An 18,527-nucleotide genomic window follows, 5' to 3' on the forward strand; every position below is an offset into this window, starting at 1 on the left:
TACGGGTTTGTCCTACGGAGCGAGTAGCCTATGGCGGAGGCTACTCGCTCAACTTTTTTGGGTGAAACTCCTTGAAAAGGTACCGGACCATGCCATTAACATAATCGTTCTCGCGCCGCTTCTGGTGGTCGGGTGGTGTGAGAGAATCAGGCTCATCACTCGTGCCGTTATCCCACAGAGCAGGAGAGCCCGTGCTGATATGTGGAGATGGTGTTTGGAGAAGAAACTACTTGCTGATATGCTGGGATTTTTCCTTACTGCCTCGCGGGTAGGGGTCCATACTGCCTTGTTGGGATAATTCTTTGCTGTTATGTAAGGATGGTTCCTTGCTTCCTAGTTGTGATACTTCCATGCTGGTATGTAAGGATGGCATTTTACCACTATGCTGATATGATTCTTTGTTGGCTTGCAGGGATGGAGTTTTATCTCCATGCTGGAATAATTCCTTGCTGCCATGTAAGAATGATGCCTTACCTGCAAGTTGGTAATATGGCTTACCACCATGTTTACATATCAACATGCTGACACGAATACATGCCACTGGGGTGATATGAAAGGATGTAAGTATACTGATATTCTGATAGGTCACCATGCTGACGTAGTTGCACGTCACGTCGCTCGTTTCGGGCGGCGTGGGGGAAGGGTTTGCAAGTAGGGGAATTTACATTGCAGGAGGATAAACTGCCGGAAAGATAGTATAAACTCCAGAGACGTATCATCAAATTTTGGTCACATTTGGTCACGAACTATGCGGAAATGAGGGCATTGGAAGGAAAAACCAAAAAGTTGTCCTGGCCGGAGAGCCTTATTTTATAAGACTTTACGGAATTAGCGGTATTAGAAAATACAACGTAAAATATGCAATCCAGAACTCGTAATGCGCAGGTCGAGGGTTCGAATCCCTCCATCAGCTCCAGGAATATCAAGGCCTCCAGGGATCGCCCCGGAGGCCATTTTCGTTAGTTGCCGCCCAGTTGCCGCCATTCCATATAATGGTTATTTTCGCAGCAGGTTTTCCAGCCTGTCTATCGTCTCTTTCTGCATCCCGGGCATGAGGTGAGAGTAAATGTCATAGGTGATCCGTATACTGCTGTGAACAAGGCGCTCTGAGATAACCTTGGTCCGTTATATAAACTCTTTTATTCCAAGCCTAAATAATGGTATAATCATCGCAACAGATCCCACCACGCATCTTGACGCTTCGGCGTCAATGCGGACCAGATTGGGACTTTTTATTGTTCGCAAAATATAAAAGCTGGGTGGAAAAAACGAAAAAGGCTAGATTGTTCTAGCCTTCCGTTGAAAGGAATTTGGCAGGGTGACACTCCTGCATCTCCTAACCCTTTCGGGGGCGACGGCTGCCTGTTCCGTCCTCAAATTCCTTTCATAAAATATTATATGTACTTTCCGCCTTTTATTATACCATCACAACTTAAATTTTCAAGACGAACTTATATTCTACAACTTGAATGTTGTCCCGCTTTCTAAATAGGATTTTAGTCGTTCTGGACTAATATCATATAAGCTCCTCACATACAAATTACCGCTTTGAGATATTCTAACAGCGACTAAGATATGCTCATCAAAAGTTTTTATATATTCAATGCTACCCTTAGACGGATGTTTTCCTACATAATCTGGCTTGCTAATTATTTCTGGTATCTTTTCAATTTATTAAAACAATCAGGATGCTTTTTCTTCATATGTTCAATATTTGAAGGACCAATCAAGATTTGCTTTGGACTATAGTTTAATCCCAAAATGCTAATAACTTTTTGGGACAAAATGCCTACAATTTGAACTTTATTAGCGTCTCTATTGAGTTTTTCCATTACAATTTCCACGACCTACCAACTTAAATAAAAATATATTCTAGATAAAGTGTTACTTTCCTGCTATTAAGCAGCTATAAAACAAAAAAAGCCACAGACCTGCATTCAACCCGCAGGCCCTGGGGTTCCTCACAATGCCGGTTCAGCCACGCCGGCGGAAATGAATTAGTCGTCTTAAGGCCGAAGGGGGGTGCATTATGGCCCCCTATATAGCCGGTACTATTACCTGCATGAATTATATACGTAAATCGCTATAACCATTGGGGATAATTTGGGGATAGTCTCTTAAAAACTATCTCCAAAAATGCCTAATGGGAGCCAATGGCCAAAAGAAAAAACCTAGCAATATCAAGCATTTTCTCATATTCACCAAAACAACAAAAGAGTATAATACGCACTCGTAATGCGCAGGTCGAGGGTTCGAATCCCTCCATCAGCTCCAGGAAAATCAAGGCCTCCGGTGTTTGAGACGGAGGCCGTTTTCTTAAACCGTTGCCAAACCGTTGCCCATCCTGTTTTTGTCAATCTTTCAGCAGTGCCTCAAACTTTTCTATTACTTCTCTTTCCATGCCGGGCATGAGATGAGAATATATGTCGTAGGTTATACTTATACTGCTGTGGCCCAGGCGTTTAGAAATAATTTTAATGTCTACCCCAGCTTTGAGCAGAAGGCTGGCATGGGTGTGCCGGAGACAGTGAAAATTAAGACGAGGGAGACCTATTTCTTCTAAAAAATTGGGAAACCAGCTGCTGATGGTATCAGGGTGCAGGGGTTTGCTGTTTTGCTGGCAAAATACCAGACCCTGATTTTTATAGTGCTGGCCGAGCAAAAGTTTTGCTTCGGCCTGTTTCTTTTTATGTTGCTTGAGAACCTCTATTACTTCTCTTGAAATATCTATTATCCGGCGGCTGGAATTGTTTTTAGTGTTCTTAAAGAAAATGCCTTGCTCCGGCGTATAGGCCAGCGACTGCTTTATCGAAAGGGTACCCGACTTGAAGTCTATGTTGGGCCAGCGTAAAGCAAGAAGCTCACCCCGGCGCAGCCCCGTTTTAACTGCAACGTGTAGGAGGGCGTAATAAGGAGTATTTTTAGCCCTTTCCAGCATAGCGTTTACCTATTTATTGTCTAAAACCTTTATATTTTCCCTCACATCCTCATTGTCTATCTCCTGGGTAATTTTAGGTAGCTCCACGGCGTCAGCCGGGTTATATGGTATGATCTGTTGCTTGACGGCACTGTCGAGAGCCTTATGGATGACCCGGTTATGGTAAGTGATTGAGGCGGGCGACAGGGGACCTCGCTAGGCATCCAATCTTCCGTTTTCAACCATCCAGCGGTAGAATTCCTGCAGGTGAATTGGACGGAGTTTTTCTAAGGGGATATCACCTAATTTAGGGATTACCCTCAAATTTATCACCTGGCTGTAACGACGGTAAGTAGTAGGAGCTAGGCGGGTTCTGCCGTAGTTTTCCAGCCATTGCTCAAGGTACTCGCCGAATTTAAGTTTAGTGGGCTCGACGTACATACCTTTTTCGATCTCGGCCAGGATGCGGATCATTTCCTTTTCTGCTTCTTTTTTAGTGCCTTTTATACTTTTAGAAAAGCGCACTCGCTTTTTAGTTTGGGGATCGATTCCTTTATCGATAACTATCGTCCACGAATTTTTATAGCGTTTTTCTAAATGTCCCGTTGCCACTTTAACACCCCCGTGGCTGAGCTTGGCATTCCTTTCCTGCCTTTAATCGCTTTATAGGGTCGGCTTATCACCGAAGGGGCTGCGGTTGTCCCCGCCCCTACAGCTTGAACCTCACCTCCTTCACCACGCCGATGACGCGCACGTCCTCGCCCCTGACCACAATCGGCCGGTAGGCGGGGTTCTCCGGCTTCAGGACGACAGAACCGTCGGCGCGGTAGAAGCGCTTGATGGTCGCCTCCTCGCCGTTTACCATGACGACGGCGATCTCCCCGTCCTCGCAGGTGTCCTGCTGGCGCACCAGGACCAGGTCGCCGTCGTAGATGCGGGCGCCGACCATGCTGTCGCCCCTGACTTTGAGGTAAAAGTAATCGCTGCCTAGCACTTCGTCGGCGGGGAGGAACTTGGTGTCGATGATGTTTTCTTGGGCCAAGACAGGCTCGCCCGCCCTGATCACCCCCAGGACCGGCACCGGGACCAGGTCCCGCGCCGGCACAAAATCGCTTTCTTTGTATTTGCCGCCGGGAGCACTGTCATAATCACGCCCCATGAGGCTGTCCAGGCTGCACCCCAAAATGTTGGCGAGTTTGAGAAGCACAGCCTCGTCGGGGAACCGCTCTCCGGCTTCATACTTTGTCACCGCCGACCGGGACACGCCCACGGCATCGGCCAGCTCCTGCTGGGAAAGGCCCTTTTTCTCCCGGTAGAATTTCAGCCGGGCGGCAAAGCTCATATGTGTCACCTCCTTCCGCGGTAATTCTAAACAGCCTGCCGTTGACCTCCTTCCCACCCGCGCCTTCCTTATTCTCCTGCAGGCGCGGGCGGTTACTGCCACCGCCGTGGATGGTGCCGGGCGGCGCAGGGAGGCACCGCCCTGTCCTCCATTGGCTCCGGCGGGCATTCGCCGCAGACCCTGAATTGCCGCTTGTGGTATTGCTCTCTATTTTCCTCTGATGTTTTGCCCCAGCCCGGCTTTCGGCCCACCAGATCCAAACCATCAACCTTGCCCGCGGGGCAGCCGCGCCCCGGCTGCGGCAGGCGGAAAATTACCTTGACCCAACTTCAAGGTTGCGGTTCCGGGGCCCGCTAAACCGCATGCGGCAGGCGGAAAACGGTTTTGACTGCGGCCGCGCCGTCAGCCGCCGCCTGCCCGTCTTTTTTCGTGCCTGCAGCAGTTTAACCGCCACGCCGGCGCGCCGGGCCGCGTCCGGCAGGTCGCTGCCGGGCCGTCAGGCGTCCGCCGGGTAATACCTGGGTAATACCTGTTATTTCTAGTATAACACAAAACGTCCCCGCATCAAGAAGCAACGAGAAAAAATGTGGCGTATCGGAACTTTTATGCTTGACAGGGGACGTAATGGAACTTATAATAGATACCAGAGGGGACAAAACGGAACAAGGGCTTTGAGAAGCGGCTCCTGGGAGCCACCGGGACCTTGCCCGGCCGTTATGCCGGCCTCGACCGGGAGGAAGACAGGCCAAGGACCCCCGGTGGTGGGCGGGGACGCTGGTACCACGGCAGTGAACGCCTTTCAGGGATGGGGTGTGACGCTGCCCAGGTGGGCCGGGAGCGCAGGTACCGCGGCAGGACGGGACCGCAGGCGTCGCGGCGGGCGCCGGGGAACCCGGCGGTCCCGAGGAAGCCTCAAAATTACCAGAAGGCTTGTTTTTTTACCCCGTTAAGAGACAAAACGCCACATCATCCTGCTGTCGGCGGCAAAAAGGTGACATAGCGGGTAAATGGGAGGAGGGGAGAACGTGGGCGAGCTGCCTCTGGTGTTGACGGTCACGGAAGCGGCAAGGCTGCTCCGGGTGGGCCGCAGCACTGCCTACGAGATGGCCAACCGGGGGGACATCCCGGTGATTAAGCTCGGGCGGCGCCTCCTGGTGCGGCGGGAGGCGCTGCTGAAAATGCTGGAAGCGGCAGCCATAAAAACAGAAAAGTAAGGCCGGCAGGCACATCTGCCGGCGGCTGGCAGAACAGGGGATGCGCTTGGATAAGGGCATTGGGCCCCTGTGCCAGGACCGCCCGGCTGCGGGTAAAAGGACAATCCCGGCTACACAGGTAGAGGACAATGACTTATAGAACGTGATGGAGCTTTTAGGTCCAGGATCAAAAACGGAGGCGGGAGATATTAAAAGTGAAGAAGAACTCCATATCACGGACGACAGCGGCACCGCCGGTAGCGAGGGCCAGGTGGTAAAGGAGTGGAAGTTCGGCGTTTAAGGACAAAAAAATGCCCTTTTTTATTCCCACGAAAAGGATTCTGTGGCCAATTATAGAAATTTAATAACACGGAACCTATATGGAATTACTATACTTAATCAATGATATTAGCCGGTGGCAAGTTGATAAATTAAGGGGGAGGTTGCATGGATCCTGCTATTAACTACTATGAGGTCCTTCAAGTTAGCCCTAATGCTAGTCAGGAAGTAATTGAGGCTGCCTATAAACGACTTGCTAAAATGTATCATCCCGATACTGGTGGCGATGAAGAGAAAATGAAAATCATTAACGAGGCATATGAAGTCTTAAGTGATCCTGATTTAAGATTTCAATATGACAATTTTCGTAAATGGTACTGCGAAGACGATAAAGAAAAACAAAAAAAGAAAGAAGAACCTAATGTTGAAAATATAACATCTCAAAAGAAAGAGGTTATTGTACATCCGTGGCCACGTTTTTGGGCAAGAACCATAGATTTAATGCTATGGGCCTTTATTCTTGGTATAATAGGTGTTTTTTACCACGCAATCTTTAAATTTTATGATTATACAGGATTTCTTCCGACAGCAGTAACGATTGCAACATGGGTATTTGTTGAAGCTTATTTAATTTCTGCTTATGGTACTACTCCAGGCAAATGGTTGCTTAAAATCCATGTTTTCCATAAAGATGGTAGCCGATTATCGTATGCCGAAGCAATAAAACGTTCACTTTTTGCTTTGGGATATGGATATGCTTTTGGTATCCCCCTATTAAATCTTATATTTTTATTTAATTCATATTCCTATCTTAAAAAAAATCATTTAACACTGTGGGATATGTACTTAAATAGTCATACTACTCATGGAGAAATAAGTTTAATAAGAAAGATAGTTGCTGCAATGTTTGTAATAGGGATTTGGGTAATTATTGCGCTAGGTGAAGTATAAAAATAAATATTATTAAGGGGATTACCCTCTTAATTTAATTCAAATCATTGCAAAATTAACACTCAGCCCGTAGTAAATATTATGAAGTAGGATAGTTCTTTTTCCTAATGATCTAAAACTAAAATTGGCTTATAGGCTATTGACATCCCCCCCATCTTAAGGTTACGCTGGAAGCAAAGACTGGCTGAGGTTGATTAACCTGGCCGGTCTTTTATATTTTCCGGCGGGGCCGTCCTTCAGCCGGTCCGGCCCCGCTCCATAAAAAGGAGGGATCTTATGGCAGTCATCAGCACGCCCCTGGCCACGTCCTTCCGCATCCAGGTGCAGACTGGGACCGATACCAACGGCCAGCCCGTTTACCGGTTGCGCTCCTACAGCCGGGTGAAGCCAGCGGCCACCGACCAGGATGTCTTTGACGTGGCCCAGGCCATCGGCACCCTGCAGGTTAATCCAGTTATCGCCATCAGCCGGTTGAACGAGAACGACCTGGCCGCCGGGGTCTAATACCTTGGAGGCAGCATGAACGGTGAAGCAAAGTAACGGGAGGTGAATTAATTGCTGACTAAAACCCTGCAGCTCATTTTTGGCAGCGCCGCCGGCAGGCAGGTCACTTTGAGCATGGCCGATCCCCGGGACAACCTGACCGAAGCAGAAGTACGGGCAGTCATGCAGCTCATCCTGGATAAAAACATCTTCACGTCCTGTGGTGGGGACCTGGTGACCATTGCCGGAGCCCGCATTGTAACTCGGGACGTCACGGATATTATCGCCGCTTAGGGAGGGGTTCGCCCCTCCTTTTTAAACCGAGGGGGTGATCGCGATTGAAGAAATGTTGAAGCTGGCGGCCAACTACGGCTTCCCGATGGTCATCGCCTTCTACGTCCTGGCGCGGCTGGAGCCGGTCATCAAGGAGCTGCAGAAGTCGGTCACGGTGCTGACCGTGGTGGTAGCCCGCCAGGGCGGCGTGGACTACGAGGAGGCCCGGAAGCTCGTGGAGGGGAACGGCTTTGTTAAGTAACATGTTAAAGGCCCCGCCGGGAGAAAAAGCCTGGCGGGGTTTTGATTCTACTGGGAGGCGGAGTTTGGGAGGTTTGCCGGCTCCCATTCAGGCAAAGATTAAATGCGCTTGCAGGTTGTAGGTAACGGGGAACGAGGGGAGGTTAAACGGTTTTATTACGCGGGCTGTTCCAAAAGCCGACCATGTTGGGATGGAGTTTTACGGCCAGCCTGAAAACAAAGGGATAATAATGAAAAAGGAGGACTGTTGCATATGAAAGTCGAGTACATTATCATCCACCATACCGGCGCCGAGGAAAAGGACGCGAAGCAGGTGCGGCGCTACCACCTTTCTTTAGGCTGGCGCGACGTGGGCTACAACTACATCATCGAGCGGGACGGCCGAGTGGTTGCCGGCAGGAGCCTTACCATACCCGGCGCCCACTGCCGGGACGCGGGGATGAACCACAAGTCTGCCGGGGTGGCCGTCATCGGCAACCTCATGGACCACCCACCCACCCCCGAACAGCGGCAGGCCCTCATAGAGCTGGCGCGGGAGCTGTGCCGCCGCTACAGCGTCCCGCCGGAGCGGGTCCTGGGGCACAACGAGGTGCCGGGGGCGGCCACAGACTGCCCGGGCCGGTTTTTGGATATGGAACGGCTGCGGGCGGAGGCGGCCGCCCCTGCCGGAGACGGGGGAACGACGGCGGGTGAAGCCGGTAATAGTGCCAGTAGCGAAACAGTTGAGCATATGGAAGGGGCGGCACGGGGTGGTTCCGGTGATGCCGCAGCGGGAATTAAGGACGGAGATGCAGCAACGGCGGCTAGAGAGGCAGCCGATAATGCTGCTGCGAGCACGGATGCCAATAATGGAAGGGCGGAAATGACCCCGGATGACAGAGATTCCGGGGACGGCCCCAACCAGGCTGCGGTGGTGAAAGCCGGCTGTGCGGCGGTGGAAGATGCCGCCCGTACAGCAGGGGGTGAAGACCGCGCCGGCGTCAGGGGCGGCCCGGCCAATCTCTGGCGGGTCCAGGTAGGGGCCTTCGCGAAGAAGGAGAACGCCGAGGCCCTGGCCGAGAAGCTTAGACGTGATGGTTATAGTGTCTTTATCCAGGGACCGCAGGGGTAAAATTCCTGCGATTTTTTAGAAGCAATATATCCGCCGGAGAGACAAGCAGATAACATATGGTTGGGCCAGTATGTAAAGGCTTCTTCCCAGAACTACTAAACGAGAAATGAGTTCAGTTTGCAGGATATTTAAGGAAACTGTAGAATTATTTACTGAAAAAAGATACATGGCTGGCTGTCTAAATAAACCTCTTTAAAGACTTGCAACAAAGATCTTTTTTGGTACGAAAGCTATAATACTAGCAAGGCAACCCCCTGCACATTGGGTAATAAAATAAAGATTGGCCACATTAACCGTATTTTATGAGGATAACTCCAGGCCAAATGAGGGGGAAGGGATTTTGCACGGGAATTTAATGCTAAAGCCAGGGTTGAGAAGCCGGGTGCCGGCCTTATTGTCCTGGCTTTTGCTGCTTTTATTTTTAACTTTTGTATTGGCCGGGTGTAGTGGCAAACAAAACGCTTCCCAAACCCTGCAGCAGGGTCCGGCGAATAGTAATAAAATTAACGACACCCAAAATGCCGCTAATAACCAGCAAGAAGCCAGTCAGCAGCCAAAAAACGATAACCAGGACTCCGGGCAAATAAAGTTAATCCCGGTGACAGTTACGGAAGTGGTCGACGGTGACACCCTGCATGTAAAGATTAACGGCCGGGAAGAAAAGGTGAGGTTGATCGGCGTCAACACGCCCGAGATCGCCCACCCGGACCTGGGGATTAAAGAGGAGCCTTACGGCAAGGAGGCCCTGGGCTATACCCAGAAGCGGCTGGACAGCAGGCAGGTCTACCTGGAGCTGGATGTAGGCGAGCGGGACAAATACGGCCGGCTGCTGGCCTACGTGTGGCTGGAAAAGCCGGCAAACGACAGCGAAGCTGAAGTCCGGGCCAAGATGTATAACGCCGAACTGCTCCTTAACGGCTACGCCCAGGTGATGACTGTTCCACCCAACGTCAAGTATGCCGACCTGTTTACCAAACTCCAGCAAGAGGCCCGGGAGGCGGGCAAGAGCCTGTGGGGTGCGGCCGTAACCGCTCCGCCCCCGGCCCCTGGCGGTAAAAGCGGCAGCGCAGCGAAATACATCGGTAACTCCAGCTCGAAGAAGTTCCATTACCCAGACTGCCAGTGGGCAAAGGAGATAAGCCCTAAGAATCGCGTGGAGTTTAACAGTAGAGAAGAAGCCATAAAAGCCGGCTACCAGCCGTGTAAGGAGTGTAGGCCATTGTAATAAGAAAATAAATGAGAGATTCTTAAAGAATTCTGAAAGAACTACTTACGACAGCATAGACCGAGGAGGTAAAAAATATGCCAAGGAAAACCCATCATGTCGTACCAAATCCGAAGGGTGGCTGGGATATTAAAAAAGGCGGCGCAGAACGTTCTTCAGGACACTTTGAAACAAAACAGGAAGCGATAAAACGAGCAAGAGAGATTAGCAAAAATCAAGGAAGCGAATTGGTGATTCATAATCGTAATGGACAAATCTCGGGAGCAGATAGCCACGGAAATGACCCATATCCGCCTAAGGGTTAAGGATTAAAGTTGATTGAATAAAAAAGTTAAGCTATTAACATTTAGATCTGGGTTTTACCAATTCGCTTACTGTATTTTTATGGGATATTCTGAACTAAACTGAATTTCAGCCTGAGGTAAGATATGGTTACTTTAGGGATACTACCCCCAATAGGTCTACTGGGGTTGGTCTCAGATATAGTTGGTGCCTACTACCTAGCGTCGAGTTTTATCAGGAAGCGCCCGGAAGAAATAATCCAGGAAGCTGGTTCATATTGGGGCTATAATCCATCGCTATTAAATAGTATGGTCGAACAACAAGTAGAGGCGTGGTTAGGATTTACCTTGCTTTCAATCGGTTTTTTGGGTCAATCTGCGACTTATGCAACAGGTGGCCTACAGAATGTATTAAATGCTAGTCAATTCCTTTGTAGTGGCCTTATAGGGATCTTTTTATTCTTAGTCACAAATATAGTTAAACATCCACTCCTTAAATGGCGATTACGTGTCGTTGGTATAAAGTTAGTGCGCGAGGAAATTAATGATTATCTTAAAAGAAAACCTGAGGATAAGAGTTATCTTTTGAATAACATAAGCAGGTACTTAGAATTTCTTCAACTTAAGCGCCTACAAGGAGAAACAGATGAGGAGGCATTGGATAGAGTAATCAAAATCTGCTTGCACAAGTAATAATAGATAATTCTATAAAGAGATAGGGGCAATAGGTTAACCAAAATATACGACTTTATAAAGTAAAGTTTATAAGAAAGCATTTCATAAGTATTTTAGAGCAGGAGGTTCACTTATGGAAGAAGCTATTAATAAGCTTAAAGGATTGTTGCGTACATTATTTCAGTTTGACTGCGTAGATTTAGACTTCGGTATTTACCGCATTCTGAATTATAAGCGAGAGGCCATTGAGAGGTTTATTGAAGAGGATCTTATCGAGGCCGTCTCCACAGAACTTAAGAGGGGGCTTCTGGCTCAACAGATTAAGGCCGCCTCAGAATTGCAGCAGGTGGCTCAACAAATACGTGAGGTCCTTGGTAACGATGCCCTTGATGATGATGGGAGATTGGTCGAGACTTATCATAACACGCCCTTGGGCCGTCGATATCTGGAGCTCCAGGCTCAAGCTACTGGCGCGAAAAAGAGGGATGCTCTGGAAACCTTGATTTTTAACCACCTCTATAACTTCTTCAGTCGTTACTACGATAATGGTGATTTTATCTCAAAACGGCGTTATTCCGAACAGCATAAGTATGTTATCCCCTATAACGGGGAAGAAGTCTATTTATACTGGGCGAATAATGATCAATATTACGTAAAGACAACTGAGTATTTCAAGGATTACCGTTTCCAGACGCCTTATGGAATAGCCGTACATTTTAAACTGCAAGAAGCTCAGGTGGAGAAAGACAATAACAAAGGTGATAAACGGTTTTTCTTCCCTAAAATTGCGGAGTCTAGCTTTAACCCGGAGACCCCGGAGATCATTATCCCTTTCGAGTTCCGGCCGTTGACCGAACAGGAGAAAACCAAATATGGAACCAGAAATCACCAGCAGGAGACTATTATCGCCGAGGCTTTGGAAAAAATACCCGCACAATTTAAGGATAATGCAGAGGTTTTGGCTGCCCTGATGGCCGAACGACGCAAGGCAAGCGATGGCCGGAGCATATCATACCTGGAACACCACCTCCGCCAGTACACCCGTCGCAATACTTCAGATTTCTTTATTCACAAAGACCTTAAAGGCTTTTTAATGCGGGAGCTGGACTTTTACTTGAAGAACGAGGTATTAAACCTGGATGATCTGGAAGCTGCAGGTGAAACACAGGCAGAAGGATGGTTCCAGGCCATTCGGGTTATTAGGGCCATTGGCACTCGTATTATCTCCTTCCTGGCCCAGATTGAAAACTTCCAGAAAAAGCTCTTTGAAAAGAAAAAGTTCATAACCGGAACCCAGTATTGCATTACGGTGGAAAATATAAAGGAAGAGTTTTACGAAGAAATTGCTGCCAATGATGCTCAGTGGGCTGAGTGGAAAGAATTATTTCATATTGATGAGGAGGAGCGGAACCTTTTTACAGCGGATCTCGCCACACAAGTAGAAAAGCGGGTTGCTTTTCTCAAAACACATCCCACATTGGTGCTGGATACCAGGTATTTCGATAGAGACTTCGTAGATCGGCTGCTGGCTAGCGTTGAGGACCTCGATGACCAGATCGACGGATTGTTGGTTAATAGCGAAAACTTCCAGGCCTTGAACTTGCTCATGGAAAAGTACCGGGGAAAAGTAAAGTGTATCTATATTGATCCGCCATATAATACTGCAAGCACTAAAATTCTTTATAAAAACGATTACGAACACTCGTCCTGGCTAAGTTTATTATCTAATAGGCTCGAGAGATCCAAAGTATTCCTGATGCCCTCAGGATGTATAGCAGTCGCTATAGATGATTATGAGGGTGGCTATCTTAGAGTGGAGTTAGATCAGATATTCGGCTTTAATAATCGTCTGGGGACCGTGGTAGTTCTCCATAATCCTGGCGGAAGACATGATGATAAATATATTGCTACTGCTCACGAGTATATGTATATCTATGGCCTTGATCTCCAGCACACTCAAACTAACTTTTTGCCCCTTAATGAAGATGATATAGAGACATTCAAACACGAAGATGAAAAAGGTAGTTACCGAACCCGTGAATTTAGAAGAAGCGGGTCAAACTCTACTCGTGAAGCACGGCCTAAAATGTATTATCCACTACTAGTCCGGTCTAGTGATTTAAGTTTATCCACAATTTCTGACCAAGAGTATAAAATGATCTATGATGATAGTAAAGGGATATTCGACGATAAATATTTAGATCAGCTAAAAGCCATGTATGAAAAGAAAGGATTTCATTTCCTATTACCAATTGACTCAAATGGTATAAAGAGAGTATGGCGGTGGTCACTGGAAACATTTCGGCAAAGGAAAGAAGATGTTTTTGTTTCTAATGGGCCTAATGGGTATGTAGTAAAAGTTAAGGACAGGCTAGATGAAAAGCCGGGTTTAAAACCAAAATCTGTCTGGAAAGATTCTAAATATAGTGCCGCTCTGGGCACAGTTTTGCTAAAAGATATTCTGGGTGTCAATCAAAGCTTCAATTATCCGAAGTCAATAAGTACTGTTGAAGATATAATTAGGGTCCTGGCTAACGACAATGATATTATACTGGATTACTTCGCGGGTTCTGGAACAACGGGTCAGGCGGTAATACAACTTAACCGCGAAGATGAAGGAGAACGCAAATTCATCTTAGTTGAAATGGGTGAGTATTTCGATACGGTGCTTTTACCGCGAATTAAGAAGGTTATCTTCACCCCTGAATGGAAAAATGGCAAACCAGAGCGTATGGCAACCGACGAGGAAGCTGACCGAAGCCCGAAGATTATCAAGTATATCCGCTTAGAATCCTATGAGGATAGCTTGAACAATATTTCTTTTAAGTCATCGGTTGAGCAGCAAGTCTGGGATTTTGACGACTACCTGCTGAAATACATGCTTGATTGGGAGACCAAGGATAGCGAGACATTCCTAAATATAGAAAAACTAGCCAGTCCATTTAACTATAAGCTTACCCTTATTGACGGCCAGGAGACAAAAATAAAACCTGTAGATCTTCCTGAGACGTTTAATTACTTAATAGGGATACATGTTTCTAGCCGGCAAGTATACCAGGACGGCAACCGCCGTTACCTGGTCTATCGTGGCTTTGTTAACCATAAACAAGTAGCCATCATCTGGAGGGATATAGAAGGATGGAGCAAAGAGGATTATGAACGGGATAAAGATTTCGTGGTCGGCCTAAAGCTCACAGATGGTGCAGATGAGATTTTTGTCAACGGCGACAGCTTTATCCCGGGAGCCCGGTCTCTAGATCCTCTATTCAAAAGCCGGATGTTTGGAGGTGTATGACGTTTGCCCCGTAGAAACCGTAGTACACAGTCATCAAATAATGGTTCCACCTATGTTAAATTAGAAGAACGCCTGGTCCTACTAGCCTGGCTTAACAGTCTTTTTGGATATAAAAGCAATAAAGAGATGTTAACCGATTTGAAGGATACCGGAGAAGGTTTCGATCCGGAAGGTCGGAGTTTTATTTATCATCATCTGGTAGGCCGTGGTGACAAGCTGCGTATTCCTGTAGAAAAACTGGAAATGTACGACGAAAACATACGTAAGCATCTTGCCACTATTAATCAAGGCCGGATTAAACCGGTTACGTTAAGATATTTTCAATATCTAGCCTTGTTGTATACTGAAATATTTCTGGACTGGCGTTTCAATCATCCAGTTGAATTACTAAGCCAGTTAAACGCCTTTGTTGTGGCCCGCAATAATGCTAAAGCCCCGGGAGAGCAGCCTGACCCCCTTTTTACTGAGGAAGACTTAAATAAAGTTGCCTTTTGGATGGCCACCGGCAGCGGCAAAACATTAATTATGCATTTTAACTACTACCAGTTTCTGCACTATAACCGCAAGCCATTAGATAATATTATTTTAATTACACCAAATGAAGGGCTCACTGAACAACATATGGCAGAGATGGATGCTTCCAATATACCTTATGAACGCGTTAGTTATCAAGGTAATGGCTTTTCCCAGCAGGGTCACAATATAGTTAAAGTGATCGAGATAACCAAGTTGGTAGAAGAAAAAAAGGGCGGCGGGGTAAGAGTACCGGTAGAAAGTTTCCAGGGAAATAAACTTATCTTCGTAGATGAGGGCCACAAAGGTACTGGTGGCGAGGCTTGGCGCAAAGTTCGTGATGAACTGGGTCAGACAGGTTTTACCTTTGAGTACAGTGCCACCTTCGGTCAGGCTCTCACAGCCACCCGTGATGACGAGTTGACAGCCGAATATGGCAAAGCTATTATTTTCGACTACTCCTATCGCTATTTTTACGGTGATGGCTATGGTAAGGATTTCCATATTATAAACCTTGGCGAAGAAGTAACTGGGAATGATACCGACATTTTGCTGCTGGGCAACCTGCTAAGCTTCTATGAACAGCAACGCTGCTTTGCGGAGCAGTCCGAAGACCTGCGGCCATACAACTTGGAAAAGCCACTCTGGGTTTTTGTTTGTAGTAGTGTAAATGGTGTTTATACGGAAAACAAAAAAAAGCGGTCAGACGTACTTACGGTAGCGCGCTTTCTGCACCGATTTCTTATTAATAAAGAGGATTGGGCAGTAAACACTATCGGTGAGCTCATCCAGGGTAATAGTGGTTTGGTTAATAAAGAAGGGAAAGATCTATTTGCTGACCGGTTTGCTTACCTGCGTAGTGTGAACACCGAGCCACAAGCTATTTATCAGGACATGCTAGCCACTGTCTTCCATGCCCAGGCCAGCGGTGGGCTTCACATCTGTGACCTCCGGGGCCAGGAAGGTGAGTTAGGCCTAAAGGTAAGTGGCGCGGGGGAATATTTTGGATTAATTTATATTGGCGAAACCAGCGAATTTAAAAAACTCGTAAACAAGGACAATAGTGGTATTACCGTGGAAGAAGATGTAATCTCAGAGTCGCTGTTTGCCACTATTAACCGGCCGGATACAACTATAAATATCCTTATTGGTGCAAAAAAGTTCATAGAAGGCTGGAATAGCTGGCGTGTATCTAATATGGGTCTCCTTAACATTGGTCGTAGTGAAGGATCGCAAATTATCCAGCTTTTCGGCCGGGGAGTGCGACTGCGAGGCCGAGATTTCAGCCTTAAGCGCAGCTCAGCATTGGACGGTGAGCATCCCCAACACCTCAGGTTACTGGAGACGTTAAACATTTTTGCCGTACGGGCTAATTATATGGCCCAGTTCCGCGAGTACCTTGAGCGGGAGGGTGTGGAAACTGAGGGGCATATTGAATTACCGTTAGCTATACGGCCCAACCGGAACTTCCTGAACAAAGAGTTATTGATGCCAAAGTTACCGGAAGGAAAAAGTTTTAGAGAAGAATGCTGGCTACTCCTGGCTCCTGATCCTGCCGTTAAGGTTACAGTCGATATGTCCCTTAAGGTAGAGGCTATTCGCAGCCTTGAGGACGGAATAGCCACCATATCTATACGCGCCGGCCAGGAACAGGTGATCCCCTCTGCAAGCTTGAACTTAGTAGATTGGCAGGCTGTTTATCTCGAGTTAATGAAATTTAAGGAGCAAAAAGGTTTCTCAAATCTTATTCTACGCCCAGAGACACCCAGGCAGTTGATTGAATTTAATGAGCCTCGTCTTTACAAGCTTCTCGCAAATGAAACGGTGGTTAAACCTAAGTCTTTTGAGCAGATACTTTTATTACAAGAGGCAGTGCTTTCCATCCTCCGAAAATATATAGAAAAGTATTATCGAGTTTACCAGGAACGCTGGGAAACACAAAATATGATTTATGATTTTCTTGACGAATGCCATCCAAACTTCCAGGACTATACCGTAAAGATATCCCGGAAAGAAAGGCAGCTTATTGCTGCCGTGAAAAAGCTTATTGATGAGGGTCAGCGTATTTATGAAAAAGATACCGAAGAATTACCCAATATTTATTTCGATAGACATCTTTACCAGCCGTTACTTATTGAACGTGACGACAGGATTAAAACCGTACCTCCGGGATTAAAGGAAAGTGAGCGGCGGTTTGTAGATGATTTGCGTAAATATGTTCTGCGGGAGGCGGGTGGCAAGCTGGCGACAAAGGAAATATTTCTTCTCCGTAACTTGAGTCGTGGTAAGGGTATAGGCTTCTTCGAGAACGAAGGTTTTTTCCCGGATTTTATTCTTTGGATTAAAGAAGGCAGCTCCCAGCGTATCGTATTCATTGAACCACATGGCATGATCCACGAAAAGGCCTACTGGACCAACGATAAAATTAGATTACATGAACGCCTGCGGGAACTCTCACAGGAATGGGGTGAAAAGAACGGGTTAAAAGATGTGGAACTCGATTCTTTTATAATATCTGCTACTCCTTATGAAGTTTTACGAATGTACTATGGTGAAAATTGGACACGTAAAGAGTTTGCTGAGAGGCATATTCTGTTTTTTGATGAATCTGGTAATGTTGATTACTTGGGCGCGCTTTTCGCTGTAAATGATAATTTGTTAAATCACGCTACTAAGTAGTTAACGGCGCTTGTTCGTTATGCAGGGTGAGGGGAATTGCTTTGCTGGGAATACCTACCCCTGGAAGTGAAGAGTACAATATTTTTTTAGTTAACTTTTGGTCTTCACTTTATGCAGGTCTTATTTCAGCAATTGTTACCGGTTTAATTGTAGGGCTTATCCTTTGGAAGTTACAGAACATGGCAGACGCCAAGCAGAAGGCCAGAGAATATGGTAGGCAGCTTGCTAAGATTTGTGACCGAGCTGGCGAAGCTCTAGAGCAGATGATGATCTTTGGGGGCAACACAAAGTCTTTAGTACCTACTTTGGATGATATAAAGAATTTAGTTCAGGAAATTCAGGTGCAAGGGGTTTCTCATGCTTTTACTAAAAATAAATGTTTCATATTATTGGAGCATGTGATTACACTACAGAAAGAATTGATTAATCAAGCGATGAGGATCGATCTTCTTATTTCCAACCTCGTGAGGCAGGGTAACTATACTGAGAAGATTGACCCCGTTAATGACGGAATAGCAACCAGGTACATATGTGCACGTTTCATTGGATGGAGTGACGATAAGATTTTACCTTACCTCAGTATTAGCAGCAATGAATGCCCTGAATGGATTTTACGCAGGTGGGAAGAATGTAAAGCAAACGAAGAAATTAGTCATCTTTGGCAGGAATTTAATAAGGGGAGGGCAGAACTATACGATAGCCTGATCCAGTTATCTGGAATTAGTCAGGTTAGTAACTAAAAGATTAAGGTATTACCGGGTTGCCCTCCAGGACCGTATAAAAGTACTTTTTTACAAAGAGGCGATCCTATCGTCAGGGCCATAAAACTATACAGAGTTTTTTCGTACAGTAGTCCGGCTTTATACTTGCATAAAACTATTTCTTACATACAGAATTCTTCTCCACCGGCCCCGTGAAGGAAATGCATGTCCGCTCCCTTCGCAGCCTTACATGCCGCTTCGGCAGAGGGCGTGCGGTAGGGCTCTATGTTTACCTTACGTTGTTACCTTACGTTGTAGATGGGCGGATGAAGTTACTTTTACCAGCGG

19 protein-coding genes are annotated in these 18,527 nt (G+C 46.8%); 14 read left to right on the plus strand and 5 right to left on the minus strand.

What is annotated here, in order from left to right; translation table 11 throughout:
* Positions 1 to 1,458 precede the first annotated feature (1,458 nt).
* The 5 genes from NWF31_RS14900 to lexA all read right to left on the minus strand — a co-directional run bounded on the left by NWF31_RS14900 (position 1,459) and on the right by lexA (position 4,427).
* Positions 1,459 to 1,671, minus strand: coding sequence for a PBECR3 domain-containing polyvalent protein (locus NWF31_RS14900; RefSeq protein ID WP_422880245.1), 213 nt, complete (start codon positions 1,669 to 1,671; stop codon positions 1,459 to 1,461).
* Positions 1,650 to 1,832, minus strand: a complete 183-nt coding sequence (locus tag NWF31_RS14905; RefSeq protein ID WP_422880246.1) for a PBECR3 domain-containing polyvalent protein — start codon at positions 1,830 to 1,832, stop codon at positions 1,650 to 1,652. Before NWF31_RS14905 ends, NWF31_RS14900 begins: the two co-directional genes overlap by 22 nt.
* Positions 1,833 to 2,353: 521 nt before the next feature.
* Positions 2,354 to 2,938, minus strand: coding sequence for a site-specific integrase (locus NWF31_RS05065; protein WP_258359423.1), 585 nt, complete (start codon positions 2,936 to 2,938; stop codon positions 2,354 to 2,356).
* A gap of 195 nt (positions 2,939 to 3,133) precedes the next feature.
* Entirely contained in the window at positions 3,134 to 3,529 is a 396-nt protein-coding gene (locus tag NWF31_RS14755) for an N-terminal phage integrase SAM-like domain-containing protein (protein ID WP_258359424.1), read from the minus strand.
* Between the two features lie 97 nt (positions 3,530 to 3,626).
* The gene (lexA, locus tag NWF31_RS05075) at positions 3,627 to 4,427 is read right to left on the minus strand and encodes a transcriptional repressor LexA (RefSeq protein ID WP_258359425.1); all 801 of its coding nucleotides are present in this window, start codon (positions 4,425 to 4,427) and stop codon (positions 3,627 to 3,629) included.
* A 167-nt stretch (positions 4,428 to 4,594) separates the two neighbouring features.
* Between lexA and NWF31_RS05080 the strand changes: the two genes are divergently transcribed.
* From NWF31_RS05080 to NWF31_RS05150, 14 genes are all read left to right on the plus strand, one after another.
* Positions 4,595 to 4,774: a hypothetical protein gene (locus NWF31_RS05080; RefSeq protein WP_258359426.1), complete on the plus strand. Its 180-nt coding sequence runs from the start codon at positions 4,595 to 4,597 to the stop codon at positions 4,772 to 4,774.
* 188 nt (positions 4,775 to 4,962) lie between these two features.
* Complete coding sequence (locus NWF31_RS05085; RefSeq protein ID WP_258359427.1) at positions 4,963 to 5,259, plus strand: hypothetical protein; 297 nt, start codon at positions 4,963 to 4,965, stop codon at positions 5,257 to 5,259.
* A 25-nt stretch (positions 5,260 to 5,284) separates the two neighbouring features.
* Positions 5,285 to 5,473, plus strand: a complete 189-nt coding sequence (locus tag NWF31_RS05090) for a helix-turn-helix domain-containing protein (RefSeq protein WP_258359428.1) — start codon at positions 5,285 to 5,287, stop codon at positions 5,471 to 5,473.
* A 426-nt stretch (positions 5,474 to 5,899) separates the two neighbouring features.
* Complete coding sequence (locus NWF31_RS14560; RefSeq protein WP_277998826.1) at positions 5,900 to 6,682, plus strand: DnaJ domain-containing protein; 783 nt, start codon at positions 5,900 to 5,902, stop codon at positions 6,680 to 6,682.
* 276 nt (positions 6,683 to 6,958) lie between these two features.
* Positions 6,959 to 7,186, plus strand: coding sequence for a DUF1659 domain-containing protein (locus NWF31_RS05105; protein ID WP_258359429.1), 228 nt, complete (start codon positions 6,959 to 6,961; stop codon positions 7,184 to 7,186).
* Between the two features lie 54 nt (positions 7,187 to 7,240).
* The gene (locus tag NWF31_RS05110; protein WP_422880247.1) at positions 7,241 to 7,459 is read left to right on the plus strand and encodes a DUF2922 domain-containing protein; all 219 of its coding nucleotides are present in this window, start codon (positions 7,241 to 7,243) and stop codon (positions 7,457 to 7,459) included.
* A gap of 43 nt (positions 7,460 to 7,502) precedes the next feature.
* The gene (locus NWF31_RS05115) at positions 7,503 to 7,700 is read left to right on the plus strand and encodes a YvrJ family protein (protein WP_422880248.1); all 198 of its coding nucleotides are present in this window, start codon (positions 7,503 to 7,505) and stop codon (positions 7,698 to 7,700) included.
* A gap of 252 nt (positions 7,701 to 7,952) precedes the next feature.
* Positions 7,953 to 8,810: an N-acetylmuramoyl-L-alanine amidase gene (locus tag NWF31_RS05120; protein ID WP_258359432.1), complete on the plus strand. Its 858-nt coding sequence runs from the start codon at positions 7,953 to 7,955 to the stop codon at positions 8,808 to 8,810.
* 340 nt (positions 8,811 to 9,150) lie between these two features.
* Complete coding sequence (locus tag NWF31_RS05125; RefSeq protein WP_258359433.1) at positions 9,151 to 10,035, plus strand: thermonuclease family protein; 885 nt, start codon at positions 9,151 to 9,153, stop codon at positions 10,033 to 10,035.
* A 77-nt stretch (positions 10,036 to 10,112) separates the two neighbouring features.
* Positions 10,113 to 10,340 carry a DUF2188 domain-containing protein gene (locus NWF31_RS05130; RefSeq protein ID WP_258359434.1) on the plus strand — a complete coding sequence of 76 codons (228 nt, stop codon included), beginning with the start codon at positions 10,113 to 10,115 and terminating at the stop codon, positions 10,338 to 10,340.
* A gap of 123 nt (positions 10,341 to 10,463) precedes the next feature.
* On the plus strand, positions 10,464 to 11,009 hold the full coding sequence (locus NWF31_RS05135) for a hypothetical protein (protein WP_258359435.1): 546 nt from the start codon (positions 10,464 to 10,466) through the stop codon (positions 11,007 to 11,009).
* A gap of 115 nt (positions 11,010 to 11,124) precedes the next feature.
* Complete coding sequence (locus tag NWF31_RS05140; RefSeq protein WP_258359436.1) at positions 11,125 to 14,286, plus strand: site-specific DNA-methyltransferase; 3,162 nt, start codon at positions 11,125 to 11,127, stop codon at positions 14,284 to 14,286.
* A 3-nt stretch (positions 14,287 to 14,289) separates the two neighbouring features.
* Positions 14,290 to 17,478: a DEAD/DEAH box helicase family protein gene (locus NWF31_RS05145; protein WP_258359437.1), complete on the plus strand. Its 3,189-nt coding sequence runs from the start codon at positions 14,290 to 14,292 to the stop codon at positions 17,476 to 17,478.
* Between the two features lie 41 nt (positions 17,479 to 17,519).
* Positions 17,520 to 18,218, plus strand: a complete 699-nt coding sequence (locus tag NWF31_RS05150; protein WP_258359438.1) for a hypothetical protein — start codon at positions 17,520 to 17,522, stop codon at positions 18,216 to 18,218.
* Positions 18,219 to 18,527: the final 309 nt, after the last annotated feature.

Origin of the sequence: Neomoorella sulfitireducens, from assembly GCF_024733845.1 — a bacterium.
In the GTDB taxonomy this organism is placed as follows: domain Bacteria; phylum Bacillota; class DSM-521; order Neomoorellales; family Neomoorellaceae; genus Neomoorella; species Neomoorella sulfitireducens.

What these genes read in the sequence shown, in the direction of transcription:
- NWF31_RS05135 (WP_258359435.1), top strand. Translation starts at nt 10,464, where the DNA reads ATGGTTACTTTAGGGATACTACCCCCAATAGGTCTACTGGGGTTGGTC.
- NWF31_RS05120 (WP_258359432.1), top strand. Translation starts at nt 7,953, where the DNA reads ATGAAAGTCGAGTACATTATCATCCACCATACCGGCGCCGAGGAAAAG.
- NWF31_RS14905 (WP_422880246.1), bottom strand. Translation starts at nt 1,832, where the DNA reads ATGGAAAAACTCAATAGAGACGCTAATAAAGTTCAAATTGTAGGCATT.
- NWF31_RS05105 (WP_258359429.1), top strand. Translation starts at nt 6,959, where the DNA reads ATGGCAGTCATCAGCACGCCCCTGGCCACGTCCTTCCGCATCCAGGTG.
- NWF31_RS05140 (WP_258359436.1), top strand. Translation starts at nt 11,125, where the DNA reads ATGGAAGAAGCTATTAATAAGCTTAAAGGATTGTTGCGTACATTATTT.
- NWF31_RS05130 (WP_258359434.1), top strand. Translation starts at nt 10,113, where the DNA reads ATGCCAAGGAAAACCCATCATGTCGTACCAAATCCGAAGGGTGGCTGG.
- lexA (WP_258359425.1), bottom strand. Translation starts at nt 4,427, where the DNA reads ATGCCCGCCGGAGCCAATGGAGGACAGGGCGGTGCCTCCCTGCGCCGC.
- NWF31_RS05065 (WP_258359423.1), bottom strand. Translation starts at nt 2,938, where the DNA reads ATGCTGGAAAGGGCTAAAAATACTCCTTATTACGCCCTCCTACACGTT.
- NWF31_RS14560 (WP_277998826.1), top strand. Translation starts at nt 5,900, where the DNA reads ATGGATCCTGCTATTAACTACTATGAGGTCCTTCAAGTTAGCCCTAAT.